Origin of the sequence: Pseudoalteromonas sp. BMB (genome assembly GCF_001709235.1) — a bacterium.
GTDB classification, from domain to species: Bacteria; Pseudomonadota; Gammaproteobacteria; order Enterobacterales; family Alteromonadaceae; genus Pseudoalteromonas; species Pseudoalteromonas maricaloris.
Genome location: NZ_MBQA01000013.1, coordinates 60,687 through 87,168 on the forward strand (window position 1 = coordinate 60,687; position 26,482 = coordinate 87,168).

29 protein-coding genes and 1 tRNA gene are annotated in these 26,482 nt (G+C 43.4%); 26 read left to right on the forward strand and 4 right to left on the reverse strand.

Annotated elements, in window-relative coordinates; genetic code table 11:
* The 15 genes from ptsP to BB427_RS01575 all read left to right on the forward strand — a co-directional run bounded on the left by ptsP (position 1) and on the right by BB427_RS01575 (position 14,163).
* Positions 1-2,289: a phosphoenolpyruvate--protein phosphotransferase gene (ptsP, locus tag BB427_RS01505; protein ID WP_069018729.1), complete on the forward strand. Its 2,289-nt coding sequence runs from the start codon at positions 1-3 to the stop codon at positions 2,287-2,289.
* 47 nt (positions 2,290-2,336) lie between these two features.
* Positions 2,337-3,146, forward strand: a complete 810-nt coding sequence (locus BB427_RS01510; protein WP_010369329.1) for a sulfite exporter TauE/SafE family protein — start codon at positions 2,337-2,339, stop codon at positions 3,144-3,146.
* A 9-nt stretch (positions 3,147-3,155) separates the two neighbouring features.
* Entirely contained in the window at positions 3,156-3,968 is an 813-nt protein-coding gene (gene lgt, locus BB427_RS01515; RefSeq protein WP_069018730.1) for a prolipoprotein diacylglyceryl transferase, read from the forward strand.
* 13 nt (positions 3,969-3,981) lie between these two features.
* Positions 3,982-4,815, forward strand: a complete 834-nt coding sequence (locus BB427_RS01520) for a thymidylate synthase (RefSeq protein WP_069018731.1) — start codon at positions 3,982-3,984, stop codon at positions 4,813-4,815.
* Positions 4,816-4,823: 8 nt separating this feature from the next.
* Positions 4,824-5,708, forward strand: coding sequence for a UTP--glucose-1-phosphate uridylyltransferase GalU (galU, locus tag BB427_RS01525; RefSeq protein WP_069018732.1), 885 nt, complete (start codon positions 4,824-4,826; stop codon positions 5,706-5,708).
* Positions 5,709-5,809: 101 nt separating this feature from the next.
* A complete protein-coding gene (locus BB427_RS01530) occupies positions 5,810-6,319 on the forward strand; it encodes a hypothetical protein (protein ID WP_045989513.1) in 510 nt (169 codons plus the stop codon).
* Between the two features lie 97 nt (positions 6,320-6,416).
* Entirely contained in the window at positions 6,417-6,998 is a 582-nt protein-coding gene (locus tag BB427_RS01535; RefSeq protein WP_010369323.1) for a DUF4402 domain-containing protein, read from the forward strand.
* Between the two features lie 15 nt (positions 6,999-7,013).
* Positions 7,014-7,460, forward strand: coding sequence for a DUF4402 domain-containing protein (locus BB427_RS01540; RefSeq protein WP_045989515.1), 447 nt, complete (start codon positions 7,014-7,016; stop codon positions 7,458-7,460).
* Positions 7,461-7,523: 63 nt separating this feature from the next.
* Positions 7,524-8,246 (forward strand): fimbria/pilus periplasmic chaperone, encoded by a 723-nt coding sequence (locus tag BB427_RS01545; protein WP_045989516.1) that lies wholly within the window; start codon positions 7,524-7,526, stop codon positions 8,244-8,246.
* A gap of 19 nt (positions 8,247-8,265) precedes the next feature.
* Positions 8,266-11,208 (forward strand): hypothetical protein, encoded by a 2,943-nt coding sequence (locus BB427_RS01550; RefSeq protein ID WP_254663561.1) that lies wholly within the window; start codon positions 8,266-8,268, stop codon positions 11,206-11,208.
* Positions 11,195-11,800 carry an SPOR domain-containing protein gene (locus BB427_RS01555; protein WP_069018733.1) on the forward strand — a complete coding sequence of 202 codons (606 nt, stop codon included), beginning with the start codon at positions 11,195-11,197 and terminating at the stop codon, positions 11,798-11,800. Before BB427_RS01550 ends, BB427_RS01555 begins: the two co-directional genes overlap by 14 nt.
* Before the next feature lie 54 nt (positions 11,801-11,854).
* Entirely contained in the window at positions 11,855-12,436 is a 582-nt protein-coding gene (locus BB427_RS01560) for a FlgO family outer membrane protein (RefSeq protein ID WP_069018734.1), read from the forward strand.
* A gap of 14 nt (positions 12,437-12,450) precedes the next feature.
* The gene (locus BB427_RS01565; protein WP_069018735.1) at positions 12,451-13,104 is read left to right on the forward strand and encodes a FlgO family outer membrane protein; all 654 of its coding nucleotides are present in this window, start codon (positions 12,451-12,453) and stop codon (positions 13,102-13,104) included.
* Between the two features lie 10 nt (positions 13,105-13,114).
* Entirely contained in the window at positions 13,115-13,756 is a 642-nt protein-coding gene (locus BB427_RS01570; protein WP_254663562.1) for a FlgO family outer membrane protein, read from the forward strand.
* 332 nt (positions 13,757-14,088) lie between these two features.
* Positions 14,089-14,163 (forward strand) — tRNA-Arg (locus BB427_RS01575).
* Between the two features lie 111 nt (positions 14,164-14,274).
* Here BB427_RS01575 and BB427_RS01580 read toward each other — a convergent pair.
* On the reverse strand, positions 14,275-15,471 hold the full coding sequence (locus BB427_RS01580) for a flagellar assembly protein T N-terminal domain-containing protein (RefSeq protein ID WP_069018737.1): 1,197 nt from the start codon (positions 15,469-15,471) through the stop codon (positions 14,275-14,277).
* A gap of 205 nt (positions 15,472-15,676) precedes the next feature.
* On the opposite strand from BB427_RS01580, the gene BB427_RS01585 reads away from it, so the two are divergent.
* Positions 15,677-16,153 carry an LPP20 family lipoprotein gene (locus BB427_RS01585; protein WP_039492591.1) on the forward strand — a complete coding sequence of 159 codons (477 nt, stop codon included), beginning with the start codon at positions 15,677-15,679 and terminating at the stop codon, positions 16,151-16,153.
* A 74-nt stretch (positions 16,154-16,227) separates the two neighbouring features.
* Here the strand turns inward: BB427_RS01585 and flgN are convergent, their stop codons facing one another.
* From flgN to flgA, 3 genes are all read right to left on the reverse strand, one after another.
* Positions 16,228-16,656 carry a flagellar protein FlgN gene (flgN, locus tag BB427_RS01590; RefSeq protein WP_045961738.1) on the reverse strand — a complete coding sequence of 143 codons (429 nt, stop codon included), beginning with the start codon at positions 16,654-16,656 and terminating at the stop codon, positions 16,228-16,230.
* Positions 16,649-16,972, reverse strand: coding sequence for a flagellar biosynthesis anti-sigma factor FlgM (gene flgM / locus BB427_RS01595; RefSeq protein ID WP_069018738.1), 324 nt, complete (start codon positions 16,970-16,972; stop codon positions 16,649-16,651). The genes flgN and flgM overlap by 8 nt, the downstream gene beginning before the upstream one ends.
* Positions 16,973-17,044: 72 nt before the next feature.
* Positions 17,045-17,752: a flagellar basal body P-ring formation chaperone FlgA gene (flgA, locus tag BB427_RS01600; RefSeq protein WP_069018739.1), complete on the reverse strand. Its 708-nt coding sequence runs from the start codon at positions 17,750-17,752 to the stop codon at positions 17,045-17,047.
* 140 nt (positions 17,753-17,892) lie between these two features.
* On the opposite strand from flgA, the gene BB427_RS01605 reads away from it, so the two are divergent.
* The 10 genes from BB427_RS01605 to BB427_RS01650 all read left to right on the forward strand — a co-directional run bounded on the left by BB427_RS01605 (position 17,893) and on the right by BB427_RS01650 (position 26,456).
* Positions 17,893-18,825, forward strand: coding sequence for a chemotaxis protein CheV (locus BB427_RS01605; protein WP_010606301.1), 933 nt, complete (start codon positions 17,893-17,895; stop codon positions 18,823-18,825).
* 15 nt (positions 18,826-18,840) lie between these two features.
* On the forward strand, positions 18,841-19,674 hold the full coding sequence (locus tag BB427_RS01610; RefSeq protein ID WP_069018740.1) for a CheR family methyltransferase: 834 nt from the start codon (positions 18,841-18,843) through the stop codon (positions 19,672-19,674).
* Positions 19,675-19,955: 281 nt separating this feature from the next.
* Complete coding sequence (flgB, locus tag BB427_RS01615) at positions 19,956-20,366, forward strand: flagellar basal body rod protein FlgB (protein ID WP_017218088.1); 411 nt, start codon at positions 19,956-19,958, stop codon at positions 20,364-20,366.
* A 2-nt stretch (positions 20,367-20,368) separates the two neighbouring features.
* The gene (gene flgC / locus BB427_RS01620) at positions 20,369-20,800 is read left to right on the forward strand and encodes a flagellar basal body rod protein FlgC (RefSeq protein WP_010369286.1); all 432 of its coding nucleotides are present in this window, start codon (positions 20,369-20,371) and stop codon (positions 20,798-20,800) included.
* Between the two features lie 17 nt (positions 20,801-20,817).
* Positions 20,818-21,501, forward strand: coding sequence for a flagellar hook assembly protein FlgD (locus BB427_RS01625; protein WP_010606303.1), 684 nt, complete (start codon positions 20,818-20,820; stop codon positions 21,499-21,501).
* 41 nt (positions 21,502-21,542) lie between these two features.
* Positions 21,543-22,943, forward strand: coding sequence for a flagellar hook protein FlgE (gene flgE, locus BB427_RS01630; RefSeq protein WP_045989520.1), 1,401 nt, complete (start codon positions 21,543-21,545; stop codon positions 22,941-22,943).
* A gap of 123 nt (positions 22,944-23,066) precedes the next feature.
* A complete protein-coding gene (locus BB427_RS01635; protein ID WP_010369280.1) occupies positions 23,067-23,831 on the forward strand; it encodes a flagellar basal body rod protein FlgF in 765 nt (254 codons plus the stop codon).
* Positions 23,832-23,847: 16 nt separating this feature from the next.
* Complete coding sequence (gene flgG / locus BB427_RS01640; RefSeq protein ID WP_039492578.1) at positions 23,848-24,636, forward strand: flagellar basal-body rod protein FlgG; 789 nt, start codon at positions 23,848-23,850, stop codon at positions 24,634-24,636.
* A gap of 16 nt (positions 24,637-24,652) precedes the next feature.
* Positions 24,653-25,336, forward strand: a complete 684-nt coding sequence (gene flgH / locus BB427_RS01645) for a flagellar basal body L-ring protein FlgH (RefSeq protein ID WP_069018741.1) — start codon at positions 24,653-24,655, stop codon at positions 25,334-25,336.
* 19 nt (positions 25,337-25,355) lie between these two features.
* Entirely contained in the window at positions 25,356-26,456 is a 1,101-nt protein-coding gene (locus tag BB427_RS01650) for a flagellar basal body P-ring protein FlgI (protein ID WP_010606307.1), read from the forward strand.
* Positions 26,457-26,482 lie beyond the last annotated feature (26 nt).

The window sequence follows — 26,482 nt, forward strand, 5'->3', positions numbered from 1 at the left end:
GTGTTAGCAACGTTAAGATCGATTGCTGAGTCAGTGGCACAGCAAAGTGACCTACAAAGCGCGTTAAATTGCTTTGTTACTATGGTCAAAGATGCCATGCACACTGAATGCTGCTCAGTTTATTTTGCCGATTACAGTCAAGATAACTTTATCCTGATGGCAACGGATGGCTTAAACCCTGAAGCAATCGGAAAATTCCGAATGGGATTTACCGAAGGCCTAGTCGGTCTTGTTGCCCAGCGTGAAGAGCCAATTAACGTTGCCCACGCCCAATCACATCCAAGATTCAAATTGTCACCTGAGGTCAATGAAGAAGGCTACAATGCTTTCTTATCAGTGCCCGTTGTACACCAGCGTAAAGTGCTTGGGGTTATTGTGGTGCAGCAAAAGGTTGCTCGTGTATTTAGCCATGATGAAGAGTCCTTTCTTATTACGCTTTCAGCGCAATTGGCTTCACAGCTTGCCAACACCGAGATCCAAACTTTACTTCAACAAGATGCAAGCAGTCACAGAACCTCAGTGTTAAAAGGGGTATCGAGTGCACCTGGTATTGCCTTAGGTGATGGTTATGTGGTGTTACCCCATATTGATTTTACGAGTATTGAACCGCAGCATAGTGACAATATTCAGCAGCAAATTCAGCTGTTTCATCAAGCGGTGGCCGCGACTCGGCAAGAATTCCATATTTTAGCCAAAACCTTGAGTGATGATATTCCAAAAGAAGCGGTAGCTGTGTTTGAGGTTTACCAACAACTTTTGGATGCCAAGAGTTTAGGTAAACAAGTGGAGTCTGAGATACAACAAGGCTGGAACGCAAAAACCGCGCTAAAGCTTGTTATCGAAAAGCTTGTGGCTCAGTTTGATATGATGAGTGACCCTTATATCAAAGAGCGAGCGATTGATGTTAATGATATTGGCCTGCGCGTGCTCCAACATTTAGTCTCAACTGAGCAAGCTGTTAAACACTATCCAGATAATACGATTCTAATCGCCCATACCTTGACCCCGACTATGTTAGCGCAAGTACCAAAAGAAAAGCTCAAAGGGGTAGTCAGTGTGCATGGCTCGGCCAACTCTCATGCTTCCATTCTGACTCGCGCGATGGGCGTCCCCGCTATTTGGGGCATAGAAGACATTCCATTATTACAGTTTGATGGTAAGTCCATGATCATGGATGCGTATTCTGGGCGGCTTTATATTTCGCCTTCGCAAATGTTGGTCAATGAGTACGTTGAAATCAAACGTAAAGACAACATTCTGCATGATAAGTTTGAAGCGGAACATGATTTGCCGCCTATTACACTCGATGGTGAGCGTATAAATTTACTCTTAAATGCTGGGCTTGATCTATCGACCGAGACATTAAGCGCCAGTTATTGCGATGGCGTTGGTCTTTATCGTACTGAGTCTTGGTTTATGCAAAAAGGCCAATTCCCAACACAATCGGAGCAAGAAGTCTGGTATCGCGAGGTGTTATCACGTTATCACCCTGAGCCCGTAGTGATGCGGACTTTAGACATCGGTGGCGACAAAATTCTAGATTACTTTGATATCAAAGAAGAAAACCCATTTTTAGGATGGCGGGGCATTCGTGTATCGCTGGATCACCCCGAGCTTTTCTTGGATCAAATCAAAGCGATGATCAAAGCAAACGCGGGTCTTGGCAACTTACAGATCATGTTGCCGATGGTGGGTCATAGTGAGGAAATAGATGAAGCGATGGCACTCATTGAGCAGGCTTGTTTTGAGCTGCAAGACGAATGGGCTGATCCTTTTTATACCATTGATCGGCCAGAAATCGGCGTAATGCTTGAAGTACCGTCTAGCGTGTACTTGTTACCTGAGTGGTCGAAAAAAATCGATTTTTGCTCTGTGGGCAGTAATGATTTGACGCAATATTTATTAGCCGTTGATAGAACCAACGCACAAGTGGCGGATCTTTTTGACCCTTATCATCCCAGTGTATTACGAGTGTTAAACCAGATTGCACAGCAGTGTGAATTACACGAACTGCCTTTTAGCCTGTGTGGAGAGTTAGGTGGTGAGCCTGAGGGAGCAATCTTGCTTATTGCAATGGGGTATCGCCGTTTGAGCATGAATATCTCATCACTGAACAAAGTAAAATGGGTGTTACGTAGACTGAGAGTAACGGATATGGAAGCTTTACTTGAAAGGTGTTTAGCACAACCATCATCTAAGCAAGTGCGCCGAATTATTAAAGAATTCATGATAGAGCATCATTTTGCAGAATTACTCTATACCAGCCACCAAGCAAAGGGTGCTTCTTAAGGCTATTTACGCTACCATTACGGCGCTATAAGAATAAGAGCTTGTTGATGGAAACTATTATACTCATCGTTGTACTTTGCGCTTTGCTCGGCTGTGCAGTTGGCTTTTTGGCAGGTCTGCTTGGTATCGGCGGCGGGCTGCTGATAGTCCCTATTTTATCTGTCATCTTGACCAAATTTAATGTTATACCCACAGATCAAGTGGTGTTAGTTGCAATTGCGACGTCTCTCGCCTCCATTATTTTCACTTCGACATCTTCAGCCAAAGCGCATCATAAAAATGACAATGTTCCATGGCACATTGCTCCATGGGTGATGTTAGGTGTGGCAGTCGGCGCGTTGGGCAGTGGTTTTGCCGCAGTGATGTTGCCTGAAAAACTGGTCAGAATTATTTTTGTGGTTAGTGTTGTAGGCATTGCATTGAAAATGGCGTGGAGCTCCAGAAGACCGCCACAATCAACCAGAGTTATACCACAAGGACCGATACTTGCGATGCTAACCTCGGTAACGGGGGCGCTGTCTGCAATGATTGGTATCGGCGGGGGAGCATTAATCGTCCCACTACTGACATTTTTCTCTGTTGATATGAAAAAAGCGATAGGATGTGCGTCTGCCAGTGGTATTGTTATTGCTATCTTTGGCTCCTTTGGCTATATCGCCTCTGGCAGCCAACATGTGGATATTGAACATGGATTTTTAGGTTTTGTCTATTTACCGGCTTTGTTTGGTATAGTGGCAACTTCATGGTTTATGGCGCCTATTGGTGCTAAAGCTACGCACCACTTACCTGTCACAACGATTAAGAAAGTGTTTGCGGCGTTACTCATTGTTATCGCTGGCAATATGTTAATGAATTAAGGAAAGGCTATGGCTTTGCAGTTTCCACAGATAGACCCTGTGATTTTTTCCATCGGACCGTTAAGTGTTCGTTGGTATGGATTAATGTATTTAATCGGCTTTATGTTCGCCATGTGGTGGGCAGGGAAAGAAGCAAAAAAACCAAACTCTGGTTGGAATAAAGACCAAGTTGGCGACCTAGTTTTTTACAGTATGCTCGGCGTGATCTTGGGCGGGCGAATTGGTTACGTGTTGTTTTATCAATTCTCTCATTTTATTGAAAACCCGCTTTATTTGTTTAGGGTGGACCAAGGCGGTATGTCTTTCCATGGCGGCGCATTGGGCGTTATCACGGCGATTATCGTGTATGCGCTTAAAAACAAACGTTCGATTTTATCGGTAGGTGACTTTGTCGTTCCTATGGTGCCTGTGGGGCTTTTTGCTGGTCGTATCGGTAACTTCATTAATGGCGAATTATGGGGTCGCGTAACGGATGTTCCTTGGGCATTTATTTTCCCAACGGGCGGACCACAGCCGCGCCACCCATCACAACTCTATGAAGCGTTTTTTGAAGGGTTGGTATTGTTTGTGATGTTGGTATGGTTTAGGAAAAAACCGCGCCCAGCGGGCAGTGTAGCAGGTCTATTTTTAGCCGGTTACGGTGTCTTCCGCTTCTCAATCGAGTATTTCCGTGAACCAGATGCACATATTGGCTTATATGGTGGCTTTATTTCTCAAGGTCAGATCTTATCCCTCCCTATGGTGATTGCAGGCGCTATCCTTATGGTGTGGGCATATAAGCGTGAAGGTAGCAACCCATCTACCGGGCAAGTTAAAAGTTAAAGAGTAGCGAACAATGAAGCAATATTTAGAACTGATGCGCCATGTGCGTGATAATGGCACAAAAAAAGAAGACCGCACTGGCACTGGCACAGTGAGTGTTTTTGGATACCAGATGCGCTTCAACTTGCAAGAAGGCTTTCCGCTTGTAACGACGAAAAAGTGTCATCTACGCTCGATTATTCACGAGCTACTTTGGTTCTTGCAAGGCGATACTAACATCAAATACCTAAAGGAAAATGGCGTTAGCATTTGGGATGGCTGGGCAACGGATGACGGGGACTTAGGGCCGGTTTATGGTAGCCAGTGGCGCTCTTGGACGGGGCCAAATGGTGAAGTGATAGATCAAATCAAAGATGTTGTAGAGCAAATCAAAACCAACCCTGACTCTCGTCGCCTGATTGTGAGTGCTTGGAACCCTGCGCTTTTACCTGATACTAACTATTCACCGAAAGAAAATGCAGCGATGGGCAAACAGGCGTTGCCACCTTGCCACACGTTATTCCAATTTTATGTACTAGATGGCAAGCTTTCCTGTCAGCTTTATCAGCGCAGTGCGGATATTTTCTTAGGTGTGCCCTTTAACATCGCAAGCTATGCGCTGTTAACGATGATGATTGCACAAGTTTGTGACTTAGAAGTGGGTGATTTTGTACATACCTTCGGCGATGCCCATTTATACCTAAACCACATGGAACAAGTTGAAGAGCAGCTAAGCCGAGCGCCGTTTGCGAAGCCGCAAATGCAGATCAACCCTCAAGTAAAAGACATATTTGGTTTTAAGTTTGAAGACTTTGAGTTGGTGAATTACGAATGTCACCCGCATATAAAAGCACCGGTCGCGATTTAGGAGCATTTATGAAAGCCGTTATTCCAGTGGCGGGTCTTGGCACTCGCATGTTACCCGCGACGAAGGCCATTCCAAAAGAAATGTTGCCAATTGTCGATAAGCCTCTGATCCAGTATGTAGTAGATGAAGCTGCGGCGGCTGGCGTCAAAGAAATTGTACTGGTAACCCATTCAAGTAAAAACTCAATTGAAAACCACTTCGATAAGAGCTTTGAGCTGGAAGCGACACTGGAAAAACGGGTGAAGCGTCAATTGCTAGAGGAAGTACAATCTATATGCCCCAAAGGCGTTACGCTGATCCATGTGCGTCAAGGTGAGGCTCGAGGTCTTGGTCATGCCATCAATTGCGCTGCCCCTGTGATTGGCGATGAGCCCTTTGTGGTTATGCTGCCTGACGTATTAGTCGATGACGCTGCATGCGATCTAACAAAAGATAATCTTGCTGATATGATCGCGCGTTTTAAAGCGTCAGGTAATAGCCAAGTGATGGTAGAAGCGGTAGCGCCTGAACTCGTTTCTCAGTTTGGTATTGTGGACTTGGGAGGAGCAGCACTCGCGCAAGGAGAGTCAGGCGCGATGCAGTCTATTGTCGAAAAGCCTGAACTGCAAAGTGCACCTTCAAACTTAGCTGTTGTTGGTCGTTACGTGTTAAATAAATCTATTTGGCCACTTTTGGCAAAAACACCGTTAGGTGCTGGTGGTGAAATTCAATTGACCGATGCGATTGCCATGTTGATGGAGCGAGAGCAAGTTGATGCATACTCGCTACGTGGAAAAAGCCATGATTGCGGAAGTAAAATTGGCTATTTAAAAGCGATAGTTGAGCATGCGATGCGAAGAGAAGAGTATTCAACTGAGCTTGCTTCTCTTATCGATTTAATTGCTAAAAGGTAATTACATAAAGTTAAATGTACCGATATTTGCGGTAAAAGCATTTGGTTATTTACCGCGATTTATGTACCATAGCAGAAAATGGATTTTTGTTATAACTTATTGTGGATATTCGGTTTTTTAAATTTTTACTACTCGGCTCTTTAATCACCTTAGGTGGCTGTAGTCATTCATCTAAAGAGCCTTCGCTGTTAAGTGAGCAGCAGCTCAAAAGTATTGAGCGATTGAGCTCGTTAGAGCAGGATCTCACAAACTTGCTGACTTTGTTAGAGTCTCAAGCAAGCGTCAATAATATCCAAGCAACATCGAATACTGACGTAGAGGTTAAGCGTTATTCAGCGAGTAAACAAAAGGCGAATCAAACGACTGGAATTCAACTCAAGTTGTTTCCCCTATCTATCAATTCCATGCCTCAAGTTGAGCAGCATCAAGCGCTATTAGCGGCAGTAAAGCGAAAGTTTCCTAGTATATTTTCTGAGGCAGAATTGCAAATTCAAGCGTTTGAAATGCGAGATTGGGCAACAGTTTCAGGATTAAGATCAACTCAAGAAGCAAAAGTCTACTGTAGACTATTTTCTATCCAAAGCATTGATTGTAGAAGATTAATGCTTTAATTTTCACTAAAGTTTTCCCATTTGGGAACGATAAACAATAAGTCACCAAAAACGGTATTGCGGTGATGATAAAAATGACCTCTAAAGGAATTTAAAGATGAAAACACTGATTAAATCTGCGCTTATTGCAAGCTCTATTTCCGCTGCTTTACTTACTTCTTCAGCAATTGCTAAGGATACTGCTCGTCTTGAAGTTAAAGTAGAAGTTAAAAACTTATTTTCAGCTGAAGCCGGTGATCCGCTTGATTTCGGTATCATTCGAGTGCAGGGCGATGCAGCGGATGTCGCCACTATAAAGATTGAGGCGGATCCAACATTGACCGATCCTGAAATCAAGAATACTGGTGATGCAATAATAAACCTTATTAGTACAGGTGGAGCTGGCTCTATCAATATCACCGATGCCGCGCCAAATACTGAGTTAACGATTACGGTTCCAGCCGCAACTACGGTTGATAGCGTAGGTAATGCCTCTTTTGATTTAAAGGATTTTGAGTTTTATGTGGTGAGCGGTGCTCAGCCTAATAGTGAAGTGACAAACAACAAGTTCAGGGTTGATGCAAATGGTGCCGCAACGCTTTCAGTTGGTGCGACATTAAGTACGAAAGCACTTTCTGGAACAGATACGTATGGCGGTGGTGTATACACCAGTAAAGTTGATATCGAAATCGCTTACTAGAACATGTGGCGTTACATGGTACTGGCATTGCTTTTTGCCAGTCACTTGGCCAAAGCTCAAGATATATCGGTCGTTAAGAAATTGAGCTTTGGCACTATTGCGATTATTGACCAAAATAGCGCAGGCACAGTGACGATAGAACCTAATGTTAGGCCACAAACTTCAAGCAATATTCTATTCGTAGAGTTTGGTCATGCGGCAGAAATCCTCTTGACCGATTTTCCTCGTAATCGCCAAATTAGCGTCCAATCGACCGTTTACAATGACTGGTTTGGCTATTGGAATCTTGGTGCATCCGATGCCTTCCAATTGACAGAGCTGTATCACGAGAAGGCGATTTACACCGATAGTGTTGGGTCTGGTGAGTTTAAGGTCGGTGGTCAATTGCGTTTTGCTGGCAACGGTAAATCGCTTTCGGATGGGGTGCAAACCTTGAACGTTGAAATAACTTTGTCTTACTAAATTATGAATAAATTAATATTAACGCTGCTTTTGTTTTGTTGCTGTAAAGTAAGCGCCAATCTGATGATCACCCCAACACGGGTTGCTTTCGAAGAGCGTCAGAGAATTGAGAGGGTTACAATCATTAATAATGGTGATGTGACCAAATCTTATCGACTTGAATTTCAAGAGAAGCTAGCACTTAAAGAAGGTGGTTATGCCAACTTTGCCGAGCAAAAAATGAACCCTATGGCTGCAAGCCATTTCATCCGTATTTCACCTAGGCAAGTAACACTAGGGCCTGGTGAGCGTCAGGTAATAAAGCTGGCTGTGCGCAGAAAGGCGAATATGGAACAAGGAGAGTATCGCTCACATTTGCTTTTTAGGGAGCTGCCGAATAATAAAGGCAAGCTGCAAGAAGGTATCAATATTGACGTGCTGATGAGCTATAGCATTCCGGTGATGCTACGAGTTGGCGATGCGAACCCGCAAGTACAGCTTGAGGATGTCATTGTAAGCAACGCAAAAAATGGTCGTCAGGCAATTACGGTACTACTTAATCGAACTGGGAAATATAGTAGCTTTGGCGAATTATCCGCTTATTGGCAGGGGAAAAATGACGTTAAACCTGTGCGGATCGGAGTATTAAATAAGTTTTCCGTATATCCAGAGCTTAATCAAAGGAGTGTAGAATTCTCGATAGACCCTGCAATCAAGCTCGGGCCATCAGGCAAGGTCTTAATCAAGTATGTGGGTGATGAGGAGTACACTGACCGCACCTTTGTAGATGATTCGGTATCTTTGTAGTTTAGGGTAAGCGAGCGTAATGAGAGCCTCCGCTATTTGGCGCGCGTTACTAATAGGCATACTATGCTATCAACCTGCTATGGCATCGCAGGTTGATACTTTGCAACAGCTATTAGAACGGGTTGAACGAGTGAAAGCAAAACTTGCGATACAGCAAAGTGAGCGGGTGGTCTCTCGGGTTGATGTTGGTACGGAACTGTTTTTATCCGCCTATAAAGGAAATGTATATTTAGGTGAAGTGATCGCGGTGACGTCGGAACAAGGCGTCAATGTGGAACTCTTGAGCTTGTTTTCAGCTTTGGGGTTTGTGGTATCAGAAGATGTATCAGGAACTTTTGATGGCTGGTTCTTCACTCCTGAAAACACCTTTAGTCTTAATGCCAAAGCGCATTTAGTGGAGAGCAAAGGCCTGCGAACACAATTGAGTGATAAGGAGGTTCAGGTTATCAATGGTGAGGTATTTCTCGCCGATTATATCGTTGCGACCTTATTCGATGTGAGCCTGTTTACCGATATACAAGATTTATCTCTTACGGTTAAAAGTAGGCAAATTCTGCCAATAGAAGCGCAGCAACAGCGATTAGGAAGAGAAGTTGTCAGGTTTGACCGCAATGCCAGCGCAACATTACCGTGGAGACCAAGTCCTTATCAAAGCATCGGTAAGCCAGTGCTGGATGCTCAGATAAATACGCAGCTGACTGAAGACATTAGCCAGACGTCTTATTCCCTTATTGGTTCGCAAGACATCGCCTATTGGCAAGCTCAGTATTTTATTGCTGGTAGAGAGGGAGATGTGATTAATCGCTCACGATTATCCCTCAACCGTGCTTCTAAAAAGGCCGATGTTTTACCGTTTGGGAATTTTACCAAGGTATCGCTCGGGGATGTCCAGAGTGTTCAAGTTGGAGTCGATGCGCTAAATGAAGAAGGGCGAGGAGTGAGCTTCAGTAACGCGCCGTTAGATAGGCATACGAACCGTCAGCGCATTGTCATCTCAGGTCCTGTTCAGGTAGGGTGGGACGTAGAGCTTTATCGAAATGGATTGCTAATAGGGCAAGAAAATAATGTCCAATCTGGGCGCTATGAGTTTGAAAATATTGATTTACTATTTGGTGAAAATACCTTTGAACTGGTGATGTATGGAGGTCAAGGTCAAGTATCAAAAGAAGTGCAGACCTATTATGTTGAACAGAGCACCGTAAACGAAGGTGAAGGCTTTTTTGCCGTATCAATTACTGAGACGGGTAAAAGTATACTGGGCGACAAGACCGCAGCATCAGGGAAGTCAAGCTGGCAAGTAAATGGTCGATTTGACTACGGTCTTACTAAAAACTTTGCGGTGTATGCAGGTTTGCAGCATCGTCAAGGTGTGAAAAATAGCGCCTCAGAACAGTACTTTTCTACAGGGTTTAACACCAATATTAATAAACGACTATTACTGGACGTTGACTATAGTAAGAGCGAAACGAACCAACGTCTCTCTGCAAATACTCGAACCCGTCTATTTGGCCAGCAGGTAGGTGCTAAATTTGAGCTAAAGGAAGATTTAGAACGGGATGAAAATGCGACCGAGATAAAATTAACGGCGGCGGGAGATTGGTCTCTTTTTGATGCCGCTAAGATTTACTATCGTGCTGAATACTTTCAGCTTAATAGAGCTAATATAGACACCACCGAGCAAGCGTCGCTACTGTTTAGTACGGGTAATTATTGGGGCACTTTCAGTAACCAATTTGTGTGGCAAGAGCAGGCAAATCAAGCCAGCGATGTGAGTGGCTACTTGCGCTGGCAGCGAAGGATTTTGGGGATATATAGTCGTTTTACTACTTGGTATGACATAAAACCTTCTAATGAAATTACAGCAGCTGAGCTAGAGTTGAGCAAAGCGCTAAGTCCTGAGCTTGATTTTGGCATTACCTTATACAAAGACTTGGCTGCAGATTACTATAAAACCGAACTTGGATTGAGCTGGAACCATGATAAGTTTAGGTTGTTAACAGACTTGCAATACGATAACGATGATAACTGGCAACTAGGCCTTTCTGGACAAGTAAGTATTGGAGCAGGCGAAACCGTAGATCAGGTTTTTTTAACTGGCAAACGCTTGTCGCAGTTTGGCTCTTTGATGATTCGTGCTTTTATCGACCAAAATAATAACGGCTATCTTGACGATGGGGAGTTACCGCTGAAGGGGGTAACTATAAAAGCATTGCAAAACTTTGCACAAGGTAAAACTGACGACGACGGTGTGGCTCTATTACCCGCAATGGTTAATTACAAACGAACAGATATTATTGTTGACAAAGAAACGATCCCAGAACCCTTTTTAATTCCTGCGAACGATGGCTTTTCATTCACTCCAAGACCCGGTCATATTGAATATGTTGAAATACCATTTGTAAACTCGTCGGAAGTTGAAGGTATTGTTGAAATCAATGAGGGTACTGAGCGCCGACCTGCAGGGTTCACCACCGTGAGTTTACTTGATGAAATGGGTAACGAAGTCGCGCGCACTCAGACAGCATATGACGGCTACTATGTATTTACTGGTTTGAAGCCTGGGACTTACCGTACAGCGATAAGTGATGCGAAAAGGCTCGCGGTAGCCAGTACTCAACAGATAGAAGTGGAGTTAAGTGCAGAGGGAGACTTGCTGCTTGATGTAAATCACGAATTACAACGACAGCGCGCAACCACGCAAGAGTTTGCTGTAGTTGGACGCTTCAAGACATTAACGATATTAAAAGTGTATGCGGCGATTTTGGCTAAGCGTTATCCCGCGTTATTAAGCGGTGGTTTTGGGTATGCGCAAAAAGAAGGCGACGCCACTTATTTACTTATATTAAGAGATGACGCCACACAAAATGCGGCAAATATTTGCCAAAATCTATTTCCCTTCAAAGTTTCTTGCACGGTGGAAGCCTTAACTATTTATGAAAGAGAAAACAATGCAATCAATTAAGTGGCATCTCATTATACTCAGTTTCGTTGCGTTAAGTGGTTGCCAAGCAACTGCGAGCAAGAGTCAACTTGACTCATTACAAATGAAGAAGCAGCTATCTTTACTGGAACAGCAGGTAAGCACTTTACAACAAGAAGTAGAACAGCTCAGAGCGCTAAAACAGCAGGTTGCTAAGTTTGAAGAAGTGCAGGAAGATTTAGATGTTATTGCGATGCAGCTATCAAATTCGCTTGCAAAGCAAAAGGATGCTGAGCTTTTAGCAGAGCAACCCGAGCAAGTGATAGAGCAAAAAACAAAGCCCACCGAGAAACAAGAACAGCCTGTAGAGATGGCTGAATTTGCAATTCAATTGGCCTCTACAACGGAATATACCAAGCTTAGGCAAATCTACGAGCAACTCAAGGATAAGTTACCGCAAGACTTTGCAACAAGCGAAGTGAATATCGAGCAAATAGATATTCAAAATACGAAATATTATCGGCTCAAATTAGGTGCATTTGCAGATAAGGCCTCTGCATACAAAGGTTGCCAGCAACTTAAGCGTGCAGGTTTAAGCTGTTTGGTTAGCCATTACACCAGTCATCGACTTTAAAACTTGGTGCGTATTTTGCATTTTATCCAATAAGTTTATCGTGGGTTTGGTGAAATGAAATATCTAGCACTCATAGTGATTATGTTGTTGGCGGGGTGTACAAACAGCCAACAGGTTGGCAAAAGAGAAGCGACCCAGCAGCAAGAAATCTTACCTGACTTAGATGGGTTTGGCGCTCAGTTAGCCGCGGAACTCGGGCAGTATGTGCGGCCATTCAAGCCGAATTCAACGCTTGCTGTGATGAGTTTTTTTAAGGCTAATCAGCTGGATGATACCGTTGCTGGGCAAGGTTCAGGCTTGAGTGTGGCCTTGCAAGAATCCCTCATGACCCATTTAAGTCAAATGGGGGCCGACGTTGTGGAATATCGACTCAGAAACGCTTTATCTTTACAAAGTTCTGCCGATAGTATGTTAAGTCGAGAATTGAATGTGCTGAATCAGCGCCAGAAAATTGACCTTGTGGTGGTCGGGACAATCGTAGAAAGTCGAGATACCTATTTGGTCAATGCGCGGCTGGTTGATACGTTACATAATCGAGCCGTCTCAGCCGCATCAATCAGCATTCCTAAAGCTGTGATGTGGGGTACGGAGCGTGTCACAAATCGTGACGGTCAGATTATACGAAGCCAATATTAGTGGAGATGAAAGTAATGAAAAAAGTATTAAGTTTGGTTTTGCCGCTTTCATTGATGGTTGGCTGTGCTCAGAGTAACTTTTTTGCGGTGGATAATGCTCAGGCTGAGCCCGTGCGTAATGGCTTTGAAAAATCTTCGATGTATCAAAGTAATCCAAACGGTATGAAGCAATTTTCTGTTTCTCAGCAAATGGCTGGTAAAAATGTCACTCACTATGTCCAGTCTATTATGCAAGACATGGTTGCAAACTTGAAACACGTGAATGAGAAAACACCGGTAGCAGTGACAAGCTTTGTATTTTTAGATAAAGAATTTGATAAAGGTTCCTTGCTGGGTAATCAGTTGGCTGAAAGCTTTATCCATGAGCTTCATGCGTTTGGGATCCCTGTTGTGGACTTTAAAACAACAGACTATATCCGGGTGACACCTAAAGGCGATTTTATTTTTAGCCGTGACTTTTTAGAGCTATCTGACGACCATCCTTTTTTGTACGTGCTAGGTGGTACTTTGGTGAATCATCAGGGTGGAGTTATGGTTAATGCCAGAGTGGTTGGGCTTAGAAGTAAAAGTGTCGTGGGTTCTGCTCAAGGCTTTTTACCGCAAAACGTAGTTAACGCCCTACAAGATGGTGCGGCATACGATGGCATTCGTATAGAGCGTGCGAACTAATTCGGAGGCGATGATGAAAAATGTAGTGCTATTCGCGACGACACTTGCATTACTCGGTGGCTGCGAAATGACAAAACAGACTGCTCCTGAATCTACAAAAACGCAGCAATCCGATATGGAAATATTATATGCCATGATGGAAGAGCAAGAGCGCAATGAAGATTCACACGCCGTGGTATCGCAAGATATTGGCTTCATTAGCTATCGGCATCGCAAAGAAATTGCTAACTACGCCAATCAAATTGCGTTGGAACTGTCAGATACTGTGTTAGGGCAAAAGCCTGAGTCGATAGCGGTAGCCAGTTTTGTCAATTTTAATGAATCATTAAGGGATACAAACCAGCTAGGAAACCAATTGGCTGAGTCTTTGATGCATCAAATGCAAAAGCTGGGTTATCAAGCGTTAGACTTTAAAGCGCTTGGAAAAATAGAAGTGACATCCAGTGGTGATTTGACTTTTTCGCGTAACGCAAGTCGCTTGAAAAACACGCAATCGCCCAGCCATTTGCTGACAGGCACTATGGTTTATCGTCCACGAGGCGTGGAGGTAAATGCAAGATTGTTAGAGTTTAACACTAACTTAGTGATCGCAAGCACGGTGGTGACCATCCCGTATTTTATCCTTGATGATCAGGCGACCGCTTCAAGGTAGTACTTCAAATAGCGTTTTTTAAAAGAAATACCATTTAGGTTTTATTAAACGAAGAACTATCTTACTTCTTATTCACACCTCAAGCAAAGTAACTGATAGCGCAGTAGTGGGTCTTAACTGCTGCGTATTCATCTACTGAACCAGCTCATTTATTACCGCGAATAAATTGACTATTAATCTTTAAAAGTTCATTAAGATCAGTATACTAAAGCGAAGTCACTGAGATGCAGTACAACAGAGAATCGACAACTCCAGACTTTCATTGGTATTAAGTACCGCAGATCCCGCTAGTGAAGGTCAAAAAAGGCGATTGTCATCTGACTTTAGAGATTGTCCCCATAGTTTAATGGATAAAACAAGGCCCTCCTAAGGCTTAGATGTAGGTTCGATTCCTACTGGGGACGCCATTGGTATTCATTTCTGCGTGGAATGACCAAAGTAAATGGGTGATGGAAGCATGATGCAGAGGGTGTAAAGTCATCGAAAATCTTGCCTTTTGCTACAGGAAGGCTCAGCACTTACAGTTCAAACTCATTTTCATTTTCTATTTGAATTTCAACCAAATCATTAATTTGCACATTGTGAAGTGGGCGATTGCTGATATTTACTGCAATGGCGTTTTGCGCATTCACTTGGATCACTTGCAGTTTATTGATGGTTTTAATTTGATGCATAAACACTTTACCATCGACATTAGTCAGCGGATTGCTATGCGCTACGTTAAGGATCTGGCCATTCTCTAAGCCATGCATACGGCCTAAATTAATTACGACTTGTTCATCATCGATATGTAGGATTTTGCCATTGGTTGGTAAGCAGGCGACCGCTGCGTTTAAATCAGTTGCGATTTGTGTCAGCGTGGTTTGGATCTCATCAGCATAATCTGTCTGCCAAAAGCGCTCACTGTACACATCGATTAATCTGGTTTTCTTAAACGGCCATACGCCTTGAGTGGCATATTGTTTTTGCCACACCCTTTCATGAGAAAGTGCATCAAACAGCGCAAAGTCTACCTTGAAGCTTCTTAAGTATTTATCGCTTTGCCAAAATGCGAGGTCACTATTAAGTTTATCGACACTAGCAATATCAGTAATTTGACTCAGTAGTACAAATTGGCTGTTGGTATTTGCTGTAATGGTCTCGATTAGCTGCTCATTATAATCAAAACGTTGACTGAAAAAGCGGCTAACATCTAGGGTCTGTGCAAAATAGGGAACGGGTTCTAAGCTCGACTTTTGTTCAGTCATTGTTTGATATAGGCGCTCGCTCACGGCTTTATTTATGTCAAAAATTTGACCTAAAGTTGCTTGATGTTTATTTTTTAGCTGGCTTTGTGTGACTGCAACCTGTTTATTGTAAGCACTGGTTGGGCACTGAGTACTTTGTGGGGTAATATCGATATGCAATGTTACTTGCCATGAGTCACCGACTTTTGCTTCAGCAATCACGTTGGCGCTTTGGATTTCGGCATTTGAGCGGATCTTAAGTTGATCTTGGGTGAGCACACCATCGGTGACGGTTTGTACACTACTCACAGAAGCACCAGAAAACAGCAATGCTTGTGTGATGGCGTCGTTTACGGCCTTTCTTTTGGCTTTTTGATGATCGCCATTTTTAACGTCAGCCATGCCGGTCACTTCAAACCATTCGGCATAAGCTGGATTAGTTAAGGTGATGCACAACAGTGATAGACTGATCGTGAATTGCTTTTTCATGTTTAAATGCCCAGATCAAAAACTACTCTTTAACTCAGCAATACCTGTGCCAAATTTTGGCAAGGTTCGTGCATAATCATAGATCATGAAAGTTAATTTTTATTTATTGCCAATACTCGATGAAACCACAACAACCCTTGCGAGACCACGATGCTGGGGAAGTGTTAAATTTTGATTGGTATTTATTGTAGCGGAGTGTGGTGAAATGCGTATCACTAATTCTATCAGTGCAGTTGTTATGGTTTGTTCGCTAGCGGGACTCAGTGGCTGTTCAAGCCTCGTTGACAAGCACATTGAATATGAAACGGTGCAACCGGAAACCTTTCCTGTTTTACGGGCAGTGGGGTACGCGCCTTTGAGTGCTCAGCCGGGTAAAACTGCGGGTGAGAAGCAGCTGATGGCCATTAAAGTCTCAAAATTAGAAGCCTATCGAGAATTGGCTGAGCAACTCTATGGCCAGAATTTGACATCCACTATTACGGTAAAAGGTGCTATTGCCCAAAACGACGGCCTTAAGAGCCAAGTAAATGGACTCGTACGAGGAGCTAAGGTGCTGAAAAGTTACGCTGTTGGTGATACTTACGCGACGGAATTAGAGCTTGATATGAAACGCGTTTATGATTTGTATATTACTCAAGTCAAGCCGCAGAAAATTAAGAAGATATCTTACAGCTTTAAGTAAGCACCCATCGCATGTTGCTTACTTAATGCGCTTCACTTCGGTTGTTCTTCAAAACTAAAATATGGCTGGCGTGGCTACGCCTTTAGATTACGTACTAACTCACTGTCGCTACTTTTCACACTACCATCCTGACCATATGTAATCGAAGTTGGTGCGCCAATTAAGATCCCTTTTAGTTCACGTGTGCTTACATTGGCCTGATGAGCCGTTTTAGCATTGATTTCATTTTTGGTTTGGCACTCACTGAGTAATGCTCGCACTTTAGCGACGAGCGGGGCTACTTCATTGTGTTCAAAGACGTGAGACTCAGTTTTTGACAATTCATTGTCGAGCTTTTGCAGTTTTGAAATGAGAGTTAGCTTTTCACGAGCGATTTCTTTTAAATTGTCGCCACGTCGGGACGCAAGCTCGTCAAGCTCACGCGCTAGAAGCTGGGTCATCGCTTCTAGCGTCGAGATTTGTTCTGAAAGTTTGTGGTGGCAAAGCCGAACCAAATCATCCATATATTTCGAACTCAAATGCAGCTATGTTTTTGGCGAGTTTTTCCGCGTCAACTTGATACTTGCCTTCTGCTATCGCTTTTTTCAGTTCTTCGACTTTCTTGTCGTCAAAGCCTGATGATTGCTGCGCTTTTTCGTTGACTGTTTTCAGCTGTTGCGCTTGTGGAGTCAGACTGACTGAATCCGCCGCTGCTTTCGGTATAGCTGGTGATTTAACTGATGCGCTATTGGCATCATTTCTTTGCAATTCAGCTTTCTGTTGCTTAACATTATTAGCAACGGATGTAGACTGATTCTGACCGTTAACTTGATTAACCATGATTGTAGACCCAATAAAATTATACTCTCAGCCTTGTTATCGGCGTTTAGTAGTATTACTTTAGCAAATTTTTTATAAATTCACCTCTACTGTTTCCACTTCTATTACTCTAGCACGTAAGGTTTTGCCAGAGCGAGAGTTTTTAATATTAATAAGTTCACCACGGTTGCCATCTTGCTGTGCTTCTCCTTGAGTTTTGATCACGAGTCCACCTGATTTAGCAATAATCGTCACAGTATCGCCTTTGCAGACCATGCAAATATGGGCTTGGGTAAAGGCTTGGCCCTCTCTTATATTACGTTTGCTGCGACTGCCTATTAGTATCGACTTATCTTCTATATAAGAAACTCTGCGAAAACGTTTTGGCTGATACTCTATTTTTACATCTTCATCTTGAATAACACGGCCTTTTTCTAACATGGTTGCGCTAACTAATATGGGGAAGAGGTGATCGATACGTACGTGGACGTATTGAGTCCAGCTGAGGGTATCGTTGCATCTAATTTGAACTGTCACTTGAGTATCAAAAGGCGGAGCCATCGCTGTACTATATTGCAACGGCGATTGACAATCCCGTGCTGGAATTCTTGAATCAAGTGGTATAGCAGTCAGTGACAGCTGACTATCGGGATCTTGCTCTACATTCGGTTCAACAAATTCTATTGCGTTTTGTTCTAAAGTTTTGTTGTCATATTGCTGACAATAACCATAGTCAACGCCTATAAAATAAGCGAACAAACAAAAAAACTGAATGTAATGGGTTTTTTTTAACAAACTCATGATGTTTCGACTATGCTTATGGGGTGAAACAAGGTATAAAGATTCTGCTTTAATAACTGCACCTAATCAAGGGTGGTAAACCATATCAGAGTCGAAGCAAAGATCGTTCCGATTAGCGGTTTATACAGTAGGAGATTGAAATGGCAGGTATTTTAGACTCGGTTAACCAACGTACACAGTTGGTTGGACAAAACCGTCTCGAGCTATTACTTTTTCGACTTCAAGGTCGACAGCGCTTCGGCATTAATGTTTTCAAAGTCCGAGAAGTGCTTCAATGTCCAGCATTGACAAGCATGCCCAAGTCAAACCCGCTTATCCGAGGGGTTGCTCATATTCGAGGCCAAACTATATCCGTAATTGATATGTCACTTGCGGTAGGTGGACCTCCTATTCAAGATATTCGTAACTGTTTTATTGTGATTGCAGAATACAACCGTTCAGTTCAAGGTTTTCTAGTCAGTGCAGTAGAACGCATTGTGAATATGAACTGGGAAAAAATAATGCCCCCGCCATCTGGGGCAGGTCGTTATTCCTATTTGACAGCGGTTACAGAAATTGAAAACGAGCTAGTTGAAATATTAGACGTAGAAAAGATCCTCAATGAAATTTGCCCAATCAACACAGAAGTCAGTGCCGACATTGTCTCTGATGGTGAAATGCAAAAAGATTTAGGCGAACGTATTGTCTTTATCGCTGATGACTCCGCAGTTGCTCGTAATCAGGTCAAACGTGCATTGGAGCCATTAGGTGTTCAGACTGAACTTGCTAAGAACGGCAAAGAAGCACTTATCAGGCTTCGTGAAATTGCGGAAATGGACTGTCAAAATAATGTCACTGAGCGAGTCGGGCTATTAATTTCTGACGTTGAAATGCCGGAAATGGATGGTTATACGCTAACGGCTGAAATAAAAGCTGATCCAAAATTAGCGCCATTGCATGTGATACTCCATACTTCACTGAGTGGTGTATTTAATCAGGCCATGATTGAGAAAGTTGGCGCTGATGATTTTATTGCTAAGTTTAACCCAGATGAATTAGCTTCAGCGGTTAAAAAATGGGTTCATTGTGATTAAAGCTGGTGGTAGCACTTGGAAAATAAGCATTTAGAGCAAAAAGAGTACGATCAATTTAGAACCTTTTTGGAGCAACAGTGCGGTATTGTACTGGGTGACAATAAATTGTACTTGGTCAAAAGCCGACTCGCTCCTCTGATGGCTCGCTTTGGTGTGGAAACACTTTCGTCCTTAGTAGCTAAAACACTCAGTCCCCATGAGCGGCAATTGCGTGCCGCTGTGGTGGATGCGATGACAACGAATGAAACACTTTGGTTTAGGGATAGTTATCCGTTCGAGCTAATTAAATCGAAAATCTTACCAGAGTTTAAAGACTTGAGACGCCCAGTTAAGATTTGGTCGGCGGCAAGTTCATCAGGACAAGAGCCATATTCAATCGCGATGTCTGCGAGTGAGTATGTGAGTAAAAGCCCTGGCGCGCTGAAAATGGGTGTGCAGATCGTCGGTACAGACATTTCTAACACCATGCTGGATATGTGTAAGAATGCTGAATATGACGCGCTAGCGTTGGCGCGAGGGTTGTCGCCTGAGCGTAGAAAGAAGTTCTTTATGGATAGTGGCAATGGAATGGCTAAGGTTGTTGAACCGATCCGTAAAATGGTCAGTTTTAGACATTTAAACCTGCTAGATTCTTATGCATTGATGGGTAAGTTTGATGTAATTTTCTGCCGTAACGTCCTGATCTACTTTTCACCGGAAGTGAAAGCCAAAATCATTTCGCAATTTGCTCAGTCGTTAAATCCTAATGGTTATTTGTTTTTAGGTGCGTCAGAATCGATGGCGGGTTTAAGTGACGACTTTAATATGATCCGTTGTAATCCTGGTATTATCTATCAGAAAAAGACTTAATATTCACATATAGCGGCAGGGACGTTCGCTATAAATAGGTATTGAATATTTGTACTCAGTCGCAGTTCCAGTATCTACACTAATTAACCTTGGATTTTCTAAGTTCAACCGCTGACTCTTCAGACGCTTCCTCTTATTTATTTCACTCCTCAATATTGGCTCAAGTTTAATTATTCCAAAAAACACAATGTAACACATTGAAATTTAATGAATAAATCTTTTTTTAAAACTGGCCTAAAGGTTGCTTTGTCATACCTGAGTCAATTTTTTGGAGTCAGATAATGGCAATTAGTTTCGATAAAGCGTTGGGTATACATCAGCATACGATGCTGCTGCGCTCACAGCGCGCTGAAATTCTAGCAAGCAATATCGCAAACGCAGACACTCCAGGATACAAAGCTAAAGATATTGACTTTGCTAGTGCTTTAAAAGCGGCAAAGACAATGCAAAGAAGCGGCAATGATATGGTTAGAACAGATGCAAAACACCTCACTGGTGGTACCAAAATGAGTAACTCGTCTGAACTATATCGTTCGCCAAATCAAGCAGATACAGGTGATGGTAACTCAGTTGATATACAAGTGGAACGAAACTTGTATGTACAGAATGCATTAGAGTACCAAGCCAGTTTGCAATTTCTTGGTGGTAAGTTCAGTAGCCTTAAAAAGGCACTCGGCGGACAAGGGGCATAATTATGAGTTTATATAACGTTTTCGATATTGCGGGTTCAGGAATGAGCGCACAGAATGTGCGACTTAATACCACCGCAAGTAATATCTCGAACGCAAACTCAGTGAGCTCTAGTCAGGATACTGTGTATCGCGCTAGACACCCTGTATTTGCCGCTGAACTTTCCAAAGCTGCAGCTTCCCAGAACAATGTTGCGGGATCTTCAGTTGGAGTAAAAGTCTTAGGTGTGGTTGAGAGCGACAAGCCGCTTCAAGTTGAATACAACCCAAACCACCCAAGTGCTGACGCAAATGGCTACATTTATAAACCGAATGTGAATGTGGTAGAGGAGATGGCAAACATGATTTCTGCTTCTCGCTCTTACCAAACCAATGTTCAAGTTGCAGACGCTGCAAAGCAAATGCTTAGTAAAACATTGCAACTAGGCCAGCGCTAAATTGGGAGTAACAGCTGATGAGTAATAATGTAAATGCCACTTCTTCAACGGGTGTAGATTCACTCTACTGGGATAGGCAAAAACAGGCCGAGGAGAAAAAGCCCAGAGATGAGCTATCGCAAGAAGATTTCTTCTCGCTGCTTACTCAACAGCTCTCTTTCCAAGATCCAAGTAAGCCTGCGGACAACGATCAGATGATCGCGCAGATGACTAGTTTTACCATGGCTGAGGGGATCTCGAAGCTAAATGAGAATTTTGACTCGTTAGCTGCATCAATGACTTCTAACTCAGCGCTTCAAGCATCAACGCTGATTGGTAAAAAAGCATTACTCGAATCAACGACGTTAGAACATGGTGATGATGCACTTACAAAGGGCTCGGTGATTGTCCAAGAGCCTGTGCAGAATTTATCTGTGGGTATTTATGACGAATCTGGAGCGATTGTCAAGACGCTTGAGTTTGGTGAGCAAAGTGTAGGCGCTGTGCGTTTTGAGTGGGATGGTAAGAATAAAGATGGCGAGATGATGCCCCCTGGTGAATATACCATAAAAGCGGAAGGCATGATTGAAGGTGAATATCAGACTTTACCTTCGGCCACATTTAGAAATATTGACAGTGTTAATGTTAATGGTGCTAACGGCATCGTCATTAATACCAAAGAAGGCGCGGTGCGCTTAACTGATATTGCTGAAATAGCATAGTAGTTTTAAAGAATTAACCTTAAGAACTTAGAGGTGAGAGTATGAGTTTCAATATAGCACTGACAGGTATTGCCGCCGCGCAAAAAGACTTGGACGTAACAGCAAATAACATTGCTAACGTGAACACGACGGGTTTTAAAGAGTCTCGTGCAGAATTTGCTGATGTTTACGCGTCTTCGGTTTTTAGCTCTGGCAAAACGAAAAATGGTGATGGTGTACAAACTACCATGGTAGCGCAGCAGTTTCACCAAGGGTCATTAAAGTTCACGCAAAACTCGCTAGACTTGGCGATTGAGGGCGAAGGCTATTTTGCCATGTCAAACTCTCTTCAGTCTCAGGATTTTACGTATTCTCGAGCTGGTGCATTTAAACTAAATAAAGACAACTTTATCGTGAATGCAAAAGGTGACTACTTGCAAGGCTTCCCTGTTGATCCATCAACAGGTGATACGACGTCTTTGAGTCTAAGTACCACATCGCCAATTCAAATTCCAGATGCATCAGGGTCTCCTCGAGCAACGTCGCAAATCTATACTTCGTTTAATCTAGATGCAACGGCGCAGCCACCTACGATTGCATTCGATCCTACGCAAAGTGCATCGTATAACTCAAGAACGGCAATTACGGTATATGACTCATTGGGTGAATCGCACACGTTACAACTGTTCTTTAGAAAAACAGCGGATAATCAATGGTCAACTTATGCAACAATGGACGATAAGCCATTTAACCACAATGCGCAGCAAATTGACCCAACCGCTACGCCAGCAGTGCCATACACTCCAGTAAGCGTATTTCGTTTTGATGCAAGTGGTATTCCTTCACAAACAGCGGATGATCCATCAGCTTCACCACTGACATTTAGCAATAATACGGGTACGACGTTTAACCCGCTTAGCCTTGCAGGTCCTCAAGATGCGACGGATCCAACTATTGGTATGTCAAACTTGTTAGAAAACGGCGCAACCTTCCCGAATGATATTGTTGTTAACTGGCGTGATGAAGCAAACACGGCTCAGAAGTTACCGACACAATATTCATCAGGTCGATTTGAAGTGAAAGCGCTGGAACAAGATGGTGCAACCGTAGGTCGATTAGCTGGTATTGATATTGGTACTGATGGCAAAGTAGTGGCCTCATACACTAACGGTGACTCGACTTTCCTAGGGCAAGTCGCGCTCGTACGCTTCCCGAATTCTCAAGGCCTCCAAGCGATTGGTAATACTGAGTGGAAGAAAAGCCTATCTTCTGGCGAGCCACTTGCAGGCGAACCAAACACAGGTACGCTTGGTGGTATTAGTTCATCTGCGTTAGAGCAATCGAACGTCAACCTCACAAACGAGTTAGTTGATCTTATCAGCGCTCAACGTAACTTCCAAGCGAACTCTCGAGCGCTTGAGGTTAACTCAACATTACAACAAAATATATTACAGATCCGATAATATATTATGCCCTCCAAAGGCTGCTACAAAGGCAGCCTTTTTTATGCCCGTCAAAAACATCTCATCACTTTGGCACTGTGTTTGCATTAACTAGATTAAGTTTGAATTTTATAGGTCATCGTCATGGATAAAATGGTGTATATCGCAATGTCAGGCGCTAAGCAGAGCTTACGCGGTGTGGCACTCAAAGCGAATAACCTTGCTAATGCCAACACGACTGGCTTCAAAGCAGATTTTGCTCAAGCGCGTTCAATGCAGGCATTCGGAGAAGGGTTACCCTCTCGGGTTTTTGCTATGCAAGAACGTCCTGGTACGAATATGACCGGTGGTGCAATCGTTGAAACTGGTCGTGAGCTTGATATTGCAGTAGATGATAAGTCGTGGATCAGCGTCGTTGACGCCTCGGGCGAAGAAGCTTACACCAAAGTCGGTACGCTTAACATTCGTAATGACGGTGCGTTAGTCACAGCCCACGGGCGTCAACTTATTGGCGAAGGTGGACCTATTGTCTTACCTATCCCCGTTGATAAAGTGGTGTTTAGTGACGATGGCTCTATTCAAGTGCGTCCACAAGGCGCCCCTGCCAACTTTCTTGAAGTGGTTGATAGGCTGAAAATTATTGAAGCAGATAATAGCAAGCTACAAAAGGGCAATGACGGCCTGTATAGACCAAAAGAAGATAAGCTAGAAGATGGGATCTGTGGCTTTTGTGAAATATCTCCAACTGCAAAAGTAATGAGTGGCTTCTTAGAGATGTCCAACGTCAATCCCGTTCATGAGATGGTGGATATGATCAACCATCAAAGACAATTTGAAATGCAAATTAAGCTGATGAAAACAGCTGAAGAAATAGATGAGCGACACACTTCGCTCCTACGCATAGTTTAAGAGTGAGGTAGAGATTATGAATCCAGCATTGTGGATAAGTAAAACAGGCTTAGATGCTCAGCAAACTGATATTTCAGTTATTTCGAACAACTTGGCGAACGCCAGTACCGTCGGCTACAAAAAGAGTCGGGCGATATTCGAAGACTTGCTGTATCAAAACATCAATCAACCAGGTGGCCGCAGCTCTCAGGATACAGAACTACCATCAGGCTTAATGCTTGGTGCAGGTGCCAAAGTGGTCGCTAACCAAAAGAATTTTTCTCAAGGTAATATGTTAAGTACCGAAAACTCTTTGGATTGGATGATCCAAGGTCCGGGCTTTTTTGAGATTCAGATGCCAGATGGCACAACTGCGTATTCAAGAAACGGTCAGTTCACGACGGATGAAGAGGGACGGATAGTTACTTCTGGTGCGGGTTTTCCTGTGTTACCAGAGATGAATGTGCCCGACGATGCACAGTCAATCACTATTTCTCAAGATGGCGAAGTATCAGTGCGCGTTGCAGGGCAAGCTGAAAACGTTGTCATTGGGCAATTGACGATCAGTGACTTTATTAATCCATCAGGTCTTGAGCCAATTGGTCAAAACCTGTACACAGAAACTGCGGTAAGTGGTGCACCTGTACAAGGTAACCCAAGCGTTGAAGGGTTAGGTAAAGTAGTTCAAGGCGCACTTGAGACGTCAAACGTTAATGTGACCGAAGAGCTTGTAAATCTAATCGAGACACAACGCGTGTATGAGATGAACTCAAAAGTGATTTCAACGGTAGATCAGATGCTGAGCTACATTAATCAACAGTTGTAATTGGGTAGGGGGTATTATGCGTGCATTATATTTAGCCATCGTAACGGTCGCTGCATTATCTGGATGTAGTACAACACAAAATAAAAATGTGGTGCGTGACGACCCGTATTATGCACCTATCTATCCCGAGGATAATCAAGCCCAAATGGTAGCAACAGGGTCATTGTTTAATACGCAGTTTTCCAATGATCTTTATGCTGATAAAAAAGCGTTAAGAGTCGGTGATATTATTACCATCGTACTCAGAGAAACGACTCAGGCGACCAAAGCTGCGAATTCTCAACTTGATAAATCTAGTGATTCAAGCCTAGACCCTGTGATTGGTCTTGGTGGCAATGCCATCAATATTGGTAAGGAAGCGATACAATTTGGAGCAAGTTCAAGCTCTTCATTCTCTGGTGATTCTCAAGCCAATCAGTCAAACAGCCTATTTGGTAATATTTCAGTAAACGTCACCCGAGTACTTCCAAACGGCAATTTAGTGATCCGTGGCGAAAAGTGGTTAACTCTCAATACTGGCGAGGAGTTTATTCGCTTAGAAGGATTAGTAAGACCTCAGGATGTAACGGCAGATAACACCGTTGAGTCCAATCGAGTAGCAAACGCCAGAATTCAATACTCAGGTAAAGGCGACCAACAAGAAGTGCAAAGTGCAGGTTGGTTAACGAGTTTCTTTATGAGCGCGCTGATGCCGTTTTAAGGTGCTGAAAATGAACAATATGCTTAAGAATATTTTGCTTATCGGTGCGGCCATTACGTTGGTTGGTTTTTCTTCTTTGGCATCTGCTGAGCGAGTTAAAGACGTCAGTATGGTTGAAGGTGTTCGTTCAAACCAACTGGTAGGCTACGGCCTAGTTGTGGGCTTACCTGGTACCGGTGAGCAAACCAGATTTACCGAGCAAAGCTTTAAAGCGATGTTGAATAGCTTTGGGATCACGATGCCAGCAAGCTTAAAGCCAAAAATTAAAAATGTCGCGGCAGTTGCGGTTCATGCTGACTTACCACCTTTTGTTAAACCCGGTCAAACCATTGACGTTACTGTGTCATCAATTGGTAGTGCTGGTAGTTTACGAGGCGGCACGTTACTTCAGACCTTTCTTAAAGGGGTTGATGGTAACGTATATGCAATTGCGCAAGGTAGCTTGATTGTCGGTGGTTTGGGCGCTGATGGTGCCGATGGGAGCCGAGTTGTGATCAACACCCCGACAGTAGGTCGGGTGGCAAACGGCGCGACAGTGGAGCGAGCAGTTCCAAGCCCCTTTACTCAGGGTGATTACATTACCTTTAACTTGAATAGACCGGATTTTACTACCGCAAAGCGCTTGGCCGACACTATCAATGGTCTTGTTGGACCAAACAGTGCTAAACCTATGGATGCAGCTTCAGTTCGAGTAATTGCACCAAGAGATCCGTCTCAGCGCGTTGCGTATTTATCTACGCTAGAGAATCTTGAATTCAAACCAGCGGATACCGCTGCGAAGATCATCGTTAACTCGCGCACAGGTACTATCGTTATCGGCAAAAATGTCAAGTTGCAGCCTGCGGCAATTACTCATGGCGGCCTTACCGTAACGATTGCTGAGCAACAAAATGTGTCTCAACCTAATGCGCTGGCGAATGGCGAAACAACAGTGACGCAGCAAAGTATTATCGACGTAAATCAGGACGACTCTCGAGCGTTTGTGTTTGACCCAGGCGTGAGCCTTGATGACTTGGTTAGGGCAATTAACCAAGTTGGTGCTGCACCTGGTGATTTAATGGCGATCCTTGAAGCGCTAAAAGAAGCGGGCGCAATAAATGGTCAATTAGTCGTCATTTGATGTTCTATTATTAATCAACTAGTTAG